This is a genomic window from Pseudonocardia alaniniphila (assembly GCF_022524485.1).
GTDB lineage: Bacteria > Actinomycetota > Actinomycetes > Mycobacteriales > Pseudonocardiaceae > Pseudonocardia > Pseudonocardia alaniniphila.
Genome location: NZ_JAKXMK010000008.1, coordinates 289,229 through 300,406 on the forward strand (window position 1 = coordinate 289,229; position 11,178 = coordinate 300,406).

Below are 11,178 nucleotides of genomic sequence, written 5' to 3' on the forward strand. Positions count from 1 at the left end.
CTAGTTAGCGCGTCAACGCGCTAACTAATAAGAGCACAGATGCGCTAACTTGTCGAGCGTGACGTGGCGCGACCCCTCCGGGCGGACCCTGGCCGACTACCCCCACCCCTCGATCGCCGTGGACGTGGCCTTACTGACGGTCACCCAGGACGGCCGGCTGGCGGTGCTGCTGCACGAGCGCGACGAGCACTACGAGGCCGGACGCTGGGCACTCCCCGGGACGTTCGTACGGATGGACGAGACCCTGCGAGACGCCGCGCTGCGGGCGTTGCGGGAAAAGGTCGGCGAGACGGGGCAGGAGCCGCGGCAGCTCCGCGTGTTCGACGCCCTCGATCGGGATGATCGCGGGCGGGTGATGAGCGTGGCCCACGTCGACCTCGTCCCGCCCGGCAGGCTGGAAGGCACGACAGGAACGCTCCTGCCCATCGACCCGGAGACCCGGCAGCCGATCCTCCCGGACCGGCAAGGCGGACTCGGCTTCGACCACGACCAGATCGTCGAAGCAGCCGTCGAGTGGGCACGAGACGCCTATCAGGAACGGCCCGACCCGAGGCATCTGATCGGCGAGGAGTTCACGCTGCTGGAGCTGCAGCGCGTACACGAGGCAGTGCTCGGACGGCCGTGGCAGAAGGACACGTTCCGGCGACACATGGTGCAGTACCTGGACGAGACCGGCGACCTCAGCCGCGGGACCGTCGGCAAACCGGCGCGACTCTTCCGCCGCCGGCCGCAACAGATCTGAAGCACACAGAACCGTCCCTGGCAGAACCGGAGTTCAGGACGACGGACGCGGTGCGCGCCGGTCCTTACGCTGGGCCAGCTCTTCGTCGTCGACGAGGGTGAGCATGGGCTTGCCGGGCGTGCACACCATCGTGACGAGGAATCGGCTCGGGATGTCCGTCCGGTTGTTGCCGTCCTGGTAGTGGATCACGTCGCCCCCCGGCTCCCAGAACGCCTCCCCCGCCCGGACGACACGCTCGGGCTCCCCTTCCAGCTCGAACACCATCTCGCCCTCCAGCACGTAGCCGAACGCCGGCCCGGGGTGCCGGTGCGGCGGAGTGCCCGGGTCGCCGGGTGGGAACTCGATGACGACAGTCATCACCTCGGCACCATCGGGGATGAAGGGCGGTTTCGCCTCCTGCAGGACGGTGAGCGCCGTCTGCCAGGCGTTGGACCTCGGCTCGTTGTTCAGCATCGCGAGTACCTCCAGTTGAGTGACCCTGATGTCCTGCGTTGTCAAGCCGTTCTCGGTTGCCCGACGCGTGGGACCGAGCGGGCAGCTCCGCTCGTCGGTGCGGAGGCCGCCAGGAGGGACAGTTCACCTCGACTACCCCATTCCTGAGGTGCCCACAATCGCCCACGTCCCGTTGTGATCGCCAGTGCCCGTGTTGTTCGGACGATCTCCGGGGATCAACTCCATATCCACCGATCTGCTCGCCAAATGAACTCTTCGGCCATGGTCATCGACGGACGAAACCCCGCGATGATCGGCGTGTTGACAGGAAAGCTCCCAGTGTCAACCTCGGCCTCGGGCAGCCGATGCACCACCCATTTCCTGATCATCCGCTGGCCCGTGCACGATCGCGGCGCGGCCGTGCACGGTACAACGCCTAATACGCCTCCGTTCCAGGTCGTGGCGGTTCACGTTGTGGGGCTCGCGCTGGGTTGGGAGATCCGCAACCCGGGCGGACGGTTCAGCCAGGCGGTCGACTCGGCGTCCCAGCCTCTCAACTGGGCCACGCCGTGCGGGGTCGGCACCCGCACGTTGTGGGCGAAGACCAGACCTGCGGCGGTCAAGCGGACTGCGTCCAGGTCCGTGGCCGCGGCGCTCCAGTCCACGAGCACACGACCGTCCAGCATCGGCCGTGGGTAACTCGTGGCGAGCCGCTGGTAGTCCTCAGGCGCGCTCACCTCGAAGACTCGGGTGACTGCGCGATCGAAGTCGACGGCAAATAGTCGGCGCGACAAGTCCGGGTATGCGCTGGACTCTCCGATCGCCCAGGCGCTGCGCCCATCTGGGAGGAAGGAAGACGTCCACAGGGCGCCTGCGGGCTTCTCGCCGATCACCAGTCCGTTCGTCACGGTTCTCAGGACGACGTCACTGATCAGTCCGTCTGCGGAGAACCACGCCTGGGGCGCCGGGACAGAGCGTTTCCCGAACCACCCGCGGCTGAGGCGATCCCGCAGCAGTTCCGCGGCGTCACCGAGGTCGGGGGCCGGACGTTCGTGGAAGTCTGATGACGAATACTGGTGGGCGGCGGCGAAGACGATCCACTCGTACAGATCGACATCGCTGACGCGGTCGAGGTCGTGAATCGACTCATCCAGGAGCCGGACAAGTTCGATCAGAACCGGACTCTTGCCCTCGGAGATGGGACTTCCCTTCCACCCGACCCTGCCTCCGGCGCTCAGGCCGGCATGGAGAAGTAGTGGTCCAGTCTGACACGGATGATCATGATCGACGTGCTCCCCAAGGTCTGCAGGCACCCCACCGCCAGGTCGCCGCCTCCGTCGCCTTGACGCGAACCGAACGGGTGACCGACGCCTACGACGTGGGCGTCGTGCTACCCGCAGCGCCGCGGCCGAGGACGTTCTCGTCACGGCACCGGGCACGAACGGGCTCGCCGGGCCGCTCACGCTCGTGTTCGAACACGCCCAGCCCTCGCGCCCGCTCCGACAGCGTTCCGGTCGCAGCGTTGATGAATCATTGACGGTATTCGCAGCCACACCATATTGCCTCCCAACGAACCGTCGAGGAACGATCACGTTGTCAGACTTGCGAGCGTGTGGAGTGTCGCGGAGGGAAGCGTGCACGAACGCCTTACCGGTGGCCCAGAGCGAGAGATGCATTCAGGGGCCCGCCGGGTTTCGCGTGCGGCAGCGATCAACCGAACACATGCCGAAATCCTCACTTTGCAGCGGCTGGCTGGAAATGCGGCCGTGGTGGCCATGCTCCGGTAATCGACCGCCAGCATCCAGCGGGCACCTGCCGAGTCTTTCCCTGGACAGTGGAAGAATCTTCCTCCTATTCCGCCACGGCCTCATCAGCCCCAGTCCATCTCCGATGGCTTCCGCGACGCCACAACTCGGTTTGCCGACACCAACGTCGGCCCCCTCGATGTGGCGTCCAACCAGGTAGCCACGTACACCCCTTTCACCATCGGCGCGGAGTTCAGAGACCCCGAGGTCAGCACGAGCGCTTCCTTCGCTGGAGGCATTGCCGGCCCCGCTGGTTCGACGGTCGCCAATACGGTGGGGCTCGGACTGGCCGTCAAAGAACTGAGGGAAGCGCGGCACGACCTGAAGACATCTCCCGAAGGCAGCGCCGCGCACCGGGACGCAGGTCGTCGGCACGGTCAGGCCCGAGGGGACATCGTTCAGGACGTTTCCGGTGTCGCCGGCAACGCTGCCGTCACGGCCGGCGGAGCGATCAACCTTGCGCACCTGCCCGTCGAGGCGTTCAACACTGCGCTCGCGGCCGGGTTCGCGGCCGGAGCGCCGGCGACTGCGATACAGGCGGGGCGGTACGGCCGCAAGGCCGCCAAGGCACACGCCCGGGCCAAGGAACTCCAGAAGCTCATGACGGATGAGAACGAGCAGCCGCAGCGCGCACTGGATGCGGCAGAGCAGGAGGTCGCCACTTCGCGGGAGGTGGTCAAAACCCTCGATGAATATCACGCCAGCAAAAGCAAAGAGTACGATCACCAGGTCACTATGCTTCTCCACCACCCAAAAGAAGCCGGGGTACCCCTCGACCAGCCCTGGGAGAATGTGCTCGCGAGACTGAGGCCGATACAGCTCGAGCTTCAACGGTTGAATCAAGCGCGGGACGAGGCGGGTATCGTCCTGCACGCGGCGTTGGCAAGGCGACAGGAACGCAGTGATCTCAAAGCCGCCATGGAAACTGCGCTGACGGAGGCCTCAGAGGAGGTCAAACAGCATCGTCGGGGTGCGCCCAAGAAGATCTCGCTCCGCATGATCCAGGCGTACGCGGTGAAGAAGAACAAGCGCGGTCTGATCAAGAAGATTGTCAACGCGGGGGTTGGGGCGCTCCAGACTGCGGCAGCCGTTGCCAACCTCGTCGTCGCGATCGCTGTCGCTGCTGGTCTCGCGACGGCCGGTGCAAGCGTGCTGGCCGGGACCCCTGTCGGGTGGGCACTCACCGGACTGGCCGCCGCCGTGGCGATCAGCTTCGTCGGGTACAAGTCGTGGAGGTACTTCGCCAAGCGCTGGAACCTGACGGACGAGTTCGACGAGGAGAAGCCCGCCCGCTCGTTCGGTACCCGGATCGTCGAGACTCTTGCGTTCTGGAAGAAGGCCGGGCCGAGCAAGCGGGAGGAGTACGCGTCCGCGCTCTATCGGATGGCCAGGGGCGATGTGGCCGATCCGACGCGAGCGAAAGAGGCGAAGGACACCATTGCAGCTCTCGGGCTCGACTGGGACGGCCTGAACATGCGTGACGACCCCAAGAGCGCCACGAGCTTGATCGCCGCAAAACTCGCTTCGTAAGTGGACGCCCCCGGAGGACGACCGGCACAGGTCGGGCCCACCTTCAGTCGGGAGCCGATCCGTCGGTGCCAGCGGAATTACCGTTCCGATTCCAAGAGCGCGACGTCGTTCCGTCGCCACTAGGCCGGCATCGGCGCCGACGAGGTACACCATCAGCCGGTGGTTTACGTAGACTGCAGTTGATCATGCACTCGTCGTCAAGGCTGCAGCCTTTGTACCCTCCTCACTCCTGGACCGCCTCATGAGCCAATTCCCTTTGGAACCAAATCGCGCCACTATGGCCGAAATGGGAGATCTTGTCCTCAATCGGGTCATCGCCCGCACCGAGCGGCTCCCGTCCCGACCCGCATCCAGCCCCCTGTCCCCGCAGGCCACGGCCGACCTGGCGGAGTCCTTCCTGGCACCCCCGCCCGCCGTAGGCGGCGACCTGAAGGTACTGCTCGAGCGCCTGGACGAGGCCGCCGACTGCGCCGTGGAGTCCGCCGGGCCTGGCCACCTCGCGTACATCCCGGGCGGCGGCCTGTTCACCGCCGCACTCGCCGAGTTCTACAACCGCGCCACCAACCGCTACGGCGGCGTCGCCGCGGTGGCGCCGGCACTCGCCGCGCTGGAAGAGAGCGTGATCCGCTGGATCGCCACAGAGGTGTGCGGGCTGCCCGCCGGCAGCGGTGGCCTGTTGACCAGCGGCGGGTCCATCGCCACCTTCTCCGCCACGGTCGCCGCCCGCCACGACCGACTCGGTGAGGACATCGCCCCAGGCACCGTCTACACCACCGCGTTCGCCCACCACTCCGTCGCCAAGGCCGCTCGCCTCGCCGGCATCCGCACGGCACACATACGCCTCGTGCCGCACACCCCGGATCTGCGGATGGACCCCGACGCCGCCGCCGCGATGATCCGAGCCGACCGGGAAGCCGGGCTACGGCCGTTCCTGCTGGTGGCCACCGCCGGCACCACCCATGCCGGCACGATCGACCCTCTGCCGCAACTCGCCAACCTGGCCGGCCGCGAGAACCTGTGGTTCCACGTCGACGCCGCCTACGGAGGCTTCTTCCGCCTCACCGCACGGGGCAGAGATCGCCTTGCCGGTGTCGAGCAGGCCGACTCCATCACCCTGGACCCGCACAAGACCCTCTTCATGCCCTTCGGCACCGGCGCCCTGGTCGTCCGCGACGTCGCCGCGCTGCACGCTGCACACGAGGGCACCGGCAGCTACCTCCAGGACATCGCTGGAGGCAACGTGCCCGACTCCGGACACCTCGGACCCGAGTTGACCCACGAGATCCGCGGCCTGCGCGCGTGGCTCCCCCTGCACCTGCATGGCACCGACGCCTTCCGCGACGCCCTGGACGAGAAGCTCGACCTGACCGAGCACGTCCACACCGCCCTGTCCGGCATCCCGGACCTGGAGGTCCCGCTGTATCCGGACCTGTCCACCGTGATCTTCCGTATCCGTCCCACGGACGGCAGCCGGGCCGCCGTCGAGCGGGCCGACGAGGCGAGCCGGCGCCTGCTGGACCGGATCAACGCCCACCGCCGCTTCGTGCTCTCCACCACCGAGATCGACGGCCGCTACACGCTGCGCGTCTGCATCGTGTCCCACCGCACCCACCTGGAACTCATCACCGAGGCGGTGGAGATCATCCGGGCCGAGACCGCCCGCATCGCGTCTGAGCAGTAAGCAACGGCCGGGGCGTCGCAGGGAGGAGAGTCCCGACAGCGCGAGGGGGCCATCTATCGCGATCACGCGACGGGTGGCCCCCGGCTGCGCAACGAGGTCGACGCCTCGCCGCACAGATGGCGATCAGTCCTCGAGGTTGGCCACCGCGTTAGTGCCGGTGACGTAGGGCGGGTCGTAGATCACCAGGAACTCGAGGTCTGTGGAACCAGTGTTGTCCATGGCGTGCGGAATCCCTCGGGGAATCTTGGCCAGAGTGCCGGGCTTGAGGTCGAACGTCTCCTTTTCGACCCGCACGGTTCCGGTGCCCGCGACGATGTAGAAGGCGTGGTTGTGGGACTCACGGTGGAGCTTCGACCTCCCACCGGGCCCCATTCTCGACAACTGGATGCTGTAGGCGGAGGTGTAGTCCTCGTCGACCACACTGTCAGTGAACTGAAACCCGACGCCTGGGAACTCCGGCTTCTCGAGCGTGTGCCATTCCATTTCCTGAGGGGCGAGTACATATTTCACCGTGATATCTCCAATCGTGGTGTGTCACCGTCCATGTGACGGAACGACGTGAGCCGACGACTCGGCCAGCGAGTCGCGGACCTCCTGCCAGGTCGCACCTCTACTTAGAGCTCGCCGGCAGGTAACGAGCGCGCGGGGCCAGTTGACCGTGAGTACGCCCACACACGCGCCACCCGAATCCCTGAAGAGCACTGCGAACGCAGCAGGCTTCCCTGTGTGCTCGAACGTCGTGTAGCCGAGGTCTGCACCCGTGCGACCCAGAATCTGAATCTTCCAGTCGTACTGATCGCTCCAGACGTACTCGAACGGGTCGTGTTCCCGCGGGCTTTCCGGCTGTGCAATGTTGTGAGCGACGCAGGCCGCCTGCTCGACCGCATTGGTCCAGTGCTCGATTCGCGACGACGTGCCCCAGCGCGGGCGATACCACCGGGCAACATCCCCGACGGCGTAGACGTGTGGTGCAGCTCGGCCGCACTGGTCGCACAGAACGCCGTCGTCGACGTTCAGCTCGGAGTCGCGGAGCCAGTCGTCGTTCGGCACCGCTCCGATGCCCACGACAACAGTGGCCGCCTGCAACGTCGACCCGTTGCCGAGGCGGAGCACAAGCTCGTCGCCAACCCGATCGACGGCCGATACCTTCACCCCGAAGAGGGTGCGAACGCCATGCTCCTCATGAAGCCAGGCGAATCGATCCCCGATGGCAGGTGGGAGCGACCGACCCAGCGGGCCGGCCGCGGAGTCGAGCATCGTCACCTCGTCGACGCCGGCGGCGCGTGCAGTGGCGGCAACCTCGCATCCGATGAACCCCGCGCCGATAACGGCGACCGGGCCGCCGCGGCACAGCTCAGCGTGCAGCGCCACAGCGTCGTCGAGAGTGCGGAGGGTGTGGACGCCGGCCGGACAACCCCACGGCGAAGACCGCGCCCGCGCTCCCGTCGCGATGACGACGTCGTCGAAGGGCAACCGGGTTCCGTCCGAGAGCTCGATCTTGCGCGCAGCGACGTCGAGCCGCACGGCGGAACGGCCAAGCAGGAGCTGGATGTCGGACTCGGCGGCCCTCTGTTCGGTGAGGAGTCGAACATCGTCCGTGGTGAGCGCGCCGGTCAGCAACCCCTTCGACAGAGGCGGCTTGTCGCAGGGCAGGGCGTTCTCCTCGCCCACCAGCACGACGTTCCCGTCATAGCCGATCGAACGCAGCGCCTGCGCCGTGCGCACCCCGGCGACGGACGTTCCGACAATGACCACCGTCGGTTTCAACTGTCCGTGGCTCTCAGAGCGCCCACCGGGCAACGGTGGGCAACTTCATCAATTCTTGCCCGGTCGGTTTCTGGGATTTCGGTCTGCAGAAGCACGACGAGACCGTCGTCGTCGATGTCGAACATGTCAGGGGCTCCCGCGACGCAGTTCGCCCAGCCCTGACAACGTCCCCGATCTGCAGTCATAATTGGCATATCGCCCTCCTCGACTTGTGTGTCGCCGTGCGACGGCCGCACGCCGCCACGCAGACCCTCGTCTGCGGGCATCTCACGGCGTCCTCGGACAGGCCCTCTACTGGGCCATGGGAATGCGACTGCTCGCCTTCGCGGCGAGTTCCTGATCGTCCACCATCGTGATCATCTCGATGTCAGGCGCACACAGCATGACCACGACGAACCGGCTCGTCCTGTCTGGGAGGAGGTTGGCGGCCGTGTAGTGGATGACGTCGCCACCAGGCTCCCAGAACGCCTCGCCGGCCGTGATGCGATACGGGGCCTGGCCTTCGAGCTCGAACAGGATCTCGCCCTCGAGTATGTACCCGAAGACCGGTCCGGAATGACGATGCGGGCCGATTCCGGGGTCACCCGGCGGCAACTCGAGAAGCCTGGTCATCACAGTCGAGCCTTCCGGTATGGACGCGCCCGTGACATGCAGTAGATCCTTCTGCGTCATGTTCGATGAAACAACAGGCATACACCTGACGCTAACCCTGCCGAGCCACTGAGCCGCGAACCAGTTCGGCGCGATTTTAAGGGACCACTTCTCGCCGGGCCGTGACGGGCACCACTGAAAGGGGATGCCTTGACGAAGACCACGAAGAACGGTTCGAACGAATTGCATCGACGACATGGGGTCCGCACAGAGGAGGCATTCGGCCGTAGATCTCCTTGCCAACCTCAAAGGGACGCAGCCGTGTCGGCGGCGATCTCGACGTCAGACCGCGTAGCGCCCGACGCTGCCGGGACGGCGACTGGCGATATGACAACGGCAGCCCCCCGCCGGCGTCGCCGACATGAGCGTGCAGCATGGGCCCACGAGCTGCTCGGCGACGCGACGAGCTGGCCCACGGCCGCGAGTCGGAGCCACCCGGGGAGTCAGGGCGCGTCTGTCGGCGGCCGGTCCCGCACCGGGACGTACGTTTCGTCGTAGCGATGCAGCGCCAGCGACCGCGCGTAGCGGCGCGCGATATCCGGCATCGCCGACTGGCCCGGGGCCTGGCTGACGCCGAAGACCGTGCCCGGATAGTCCAGCCGACCCAGCACTGCCCGGATGCGGTGCCAGTCGTCGGGCGGCACCAGCTCCACGGGATCACCCCCCGCGAACCAGCCCATCGGCACCGCCATCCCAGAGGGCACGACGGTGTTCACGTGCACCACCGCGCCGAACTCGACCTCGGCGCCTGCCCCGATCCGCACTCCGTTGAACAGCATCGCGCCGGTGGCGATCCGCGCGTCGCCCTCGATCACACACCCGGTGAGGTGGGCGTGCGGCCCGACCAGCACGTTGTCACCGAGGCGGACCGGGTTGTGCGGAACGCCGCGCACCACGGCGTTCTCCATGACGATGCAGTTCGCACCGATCTCCACCGGGCCGCCCTCAGCTGTGAGGACTGCTCCGAAGAGCACACGACTGTGGGCGCCCACGGTGACGTCGCCACAGACCACCGCGGTCGGCGCAATGTAAGCAGACTCGTCGACCCGTGGGCCGGCGTTCCGATGCTTGACGAAGACGGCGCCGCGTCCCACCGGGTGCTGGTAATGCTCGCGAACGGTCCTCATCTCTGACGCCTCCGCTCCGTTCGAGTAAACGGCGCCGTATGCCCTCCGAGGTACTCGCGGCTCGACGCGTCACGCGCAGTCGCGCGATCCCGGACCGGCGCCGACCAACGCTACGCGCGGTCGTTCCAGCACGTCGAGGGCTCGCAGGCTCGCATGAACGACCCAGGCGCCGGCTTGCTTCAACGCTCCGCGAGGATGGAGTGGATCCCCAGTTGCCACGACGCCCGAGCGGCGCGTACGCAGCGTTGCGCATCGGTCGTCGGCGTCGAACGTGGCAGGGCATTCGACCTTCTCAGCGGCGCGGGCACGCACGCGGCAACCGCGTTACCCGGGTAGCTGGCATCAGGGGAATCCAGGCAGCACCAGGCTCGGGATGGGGTCTGGCGGTGATGTGCCGCGGAGTGCCGGACGGGAGGCTCTGTTCGCGAGCGTGAACGCACCTTGTCCCGGTGCCGGAGGCGGATCTGCGGGATCTACCTGGCACAACAGCGGGACCAACCGCCGGGGATCCGGGGAAAGCCGGGCGTCGGGGCTCTCCGCGCCGGCAGAGCAGGAGGACGCCATGCCGGTTGTCGACATCGGGCTCGTCGAGGCCGGAGTCACCGAGGATCAAGCGTCGGCTGCGAACCTCACCGAGTCGATGGTCGAGCACACCGGTTCCGCGGCGCAGGCCGGCTCCATCGAGGAGACGCCTGCCGAGCGTGATGCACGCTTCGAGCGCGATGCGATGCCGCTGCTCGACCAGTTGCATTCCGCGGCGCTCCGGATGGCCCGCAACCACGCGGACGCCGAAGACCTGGTGCAGGAGACGTTCCTCAAGGCCTACTCCGCTTTCACGTCCTTCTCCCGAGGCACGAATCTCAAGGCGTGGCTCTACCGGATCCTGACCAACACCCACATCAACGGGTATCGCAGGGAGAAGCGCCGGCCGGTCCAGGCGCTCACCGATGAGATCTCCGACTGGCAGCTCGCCCACGCCGAGAGCCACACGTCGAGCGGACTGCGCTCCGCCGAGGTCGAGGCGATGGACCGATTGCCGGACGACGACGTGAAGTCGGCGCTCCAGCGACTGCCGGAGGAGTTCCGCGTCGCGGTCTATCTCGCAGACGTCGAGGGCTTCGCGTACAAGGAGATCGCACAGATCATGGGCACGCCCGTCGGCACGGTCATGTCGCGGTTGCACCGCGGTCGCGGTCAGCTGCGGGCCCAGCTCTCCGAGATCGCACGTGAGCGCGGGTTTTTGCGCAACAGCCATGCGGATGTGCGGCCTTCCGCGAAGGCGCCGGGGTGCCCAGCTCCCACGCAAGCCGACTACCGCCAGCACCGGCGTTCTGGCATCGCGGCGTGCCGCAACGCCCGGCCTGCGGGGTTGCGTCCGCGGACGTGGTGTACGGCTCAGCCGCTGATCAGCGGCGTGGTGTCGGGGTGTGGGACGGCCACCGC

General features: G+C 67.1%; 10 protein-coding genes and 1 pseudogene. 4 read left to right on the forward strand and 7 right to left on the reverse strand.

Features of this window, described 5'->3' with window-relative positions; genetic code table 11:
* The first annotated feature begins 58 nt into the window (after nucleotides 1–58).
* Nucleotides 59–742: an NUDIX hydrolase gene (locus MMF94_RS11195; protein ID WP_241036279.1), complete on the forward strand. Its 684-nt coding sequence runs from the start codon at nucleotides 59–61 to the stop codon at nucleotides 740–742.
* 33 nt (nucleotides 743–775) lie between these two features.
* Here the strand turns inward: MMF94_RS11195 and MMF94_RS11200 are convergent, their stop codons facing one another.
* Together MMF94_RS11200 and MMF94_RS11205 are read right to left on the reverse strand one after the other, a co-directional pair.
* On the reverse strand, nucleotides 776–1,240 hold the full coding sequence (locus MMF94_RS11200) for a cupin domain-containing protein (protein WP_241036280.1): 465 nt from the start codon (nucleotides 1,238–1,240) through the stop codon (nucleotides 776–778).
* A gap of 401 nt (nucleotides 1,241–1,641) precedes the next feature.
* Nucleotides 1,642–2,082 (reverse strand): hypothetical protein, encoded by a 441-nt coding sequence (locus MMF94_RS11205; protein WP_241036281.1) that lies wholly within the window; start codon nucleotides 2,080–2,082, stop codon nucleotides 1,642–1,644.
* Nucleotides 2,083–3,120: 1,038 nt separating this feature from the next.
* On the opposite strand from MMF94_RS11205, the gene MMF94_RS11210 reads away from it, so the two are divergent.
* Together MMF94_RS11210 and MMF94_RS11215 are read left to right on the forward strand one after the other, a co-directional pair.
* The gene (locus tag MMF94_RS11210; protein WP_241036282.1) at nucleotides 3,121–4,509 is read left to right on the forward strand and encodes a hypothetical protein; all 1,389 of its coding nucleotides are present in this window, start codon (nucleotides 3,121–3,123) and stop codon (nucleotides 4,507–4,509) included.
* A gap of 286 nt (nucleotides 4,510–4,795) precedes the next feature.
* Nucleotides 4,796–6,190, forward strand: coding sequence for a pyridoxal phosphate-dependent decarboxylase family protein (locus MMF94_RS11215; protein WP_241036283.1), 1,395 nt, complete (start codon nucleotides 4,796–4,798; stop codon nucleotides 6,188–6,190).
* 123 nt (nucleotides 6,191–6,313) lie between these two features.
* Here the strand turns inward: MMF94_RS11215 and MMF94_RS11220 are convergent, their stop codons facing one another.
* The 5 genes from MMF94_RS11220 to MMF94_RS11240 form a co-directional block, all read right to left on the reverse strand.
* Nucleotides 6,314–6,700 (reverse strand): cupin domain-containing protein, encoded by a 387-nt coding sequence (locus MMF94_RS11220; protein WP_241036285.1) that lies wholly within the window; start codon nucleotides 6,698–6,700, stop codon nucleotides 6,314–6,316.
* A 24-nt stretch (nucleotides 6,701–6,724) separates the two neighbouring features.
* On the reverse strand, nucleotides 6,725–7,945 hold the full coding sequence (locus tag MMF94_RS11225; protein WP_241036286.1) for an NAD(P)/FAD-dependent oxidoreductase: 1,221 nt from the start codon (nucleotides 7,943–7,945) through the stop codon (nucleotides 6,725–6,727).
* 8 nt (nucleotides 7,946–7,953) lie between these two features.
* Nucleotides 7,954–8,223 carry a ferredoxin gene (locus tag MMF94_RS11230; RefSeq protein ID WP_338104191.1) on the reverse strand — a complete coding sequence of 90 codons (270 nt, stop codon included), beginning with the start codon at nucleotides 8,221–8,223 and terminating at the stop codon, nucleotides 7,954–7,956.
* A gap of 25 nt (nucleotides 8,224–8,248) precedes the next feature.
* Complete coding sequence (locus tag MMF94_RS11235) at nucleotides 8,249–8,569, reverse strand: cupin domain-containing protein (protein WP_241036289.1); 321 nt, start codon at nucleotides 8,567–8,569, stop codon at nucleotides 8,249–8,251.
* Between the two features lie 482 nt (nucleotides 8,570–9,051).
* Entirely contained in the window at nucleotides 9,052–9,735 is a 684-nt protein-coding gene (locus MMF94_RS11240) for a gamma carbonic anhydrase family protein (RefSeq protein ID WP_241036290.1), read from the reverse strand.
* A 640-nt stretch (nucleotides 9,736–10,375) separates the two neighbouring features.
* On the opposite strand from MMF94_RS11240, the pseudogene MMF94_RS11245 reads away from it, so the two are divergent.
* Nucleotides 10,376–10,999: pseudogene (locus MMF94_RS11245) on the forward strand (sigma-70 family RNA polymerase sigma factor); the annotation flags it as partial.
* Nucleotides 11,000–11,178: the final 179 nt, after the last annotated feature.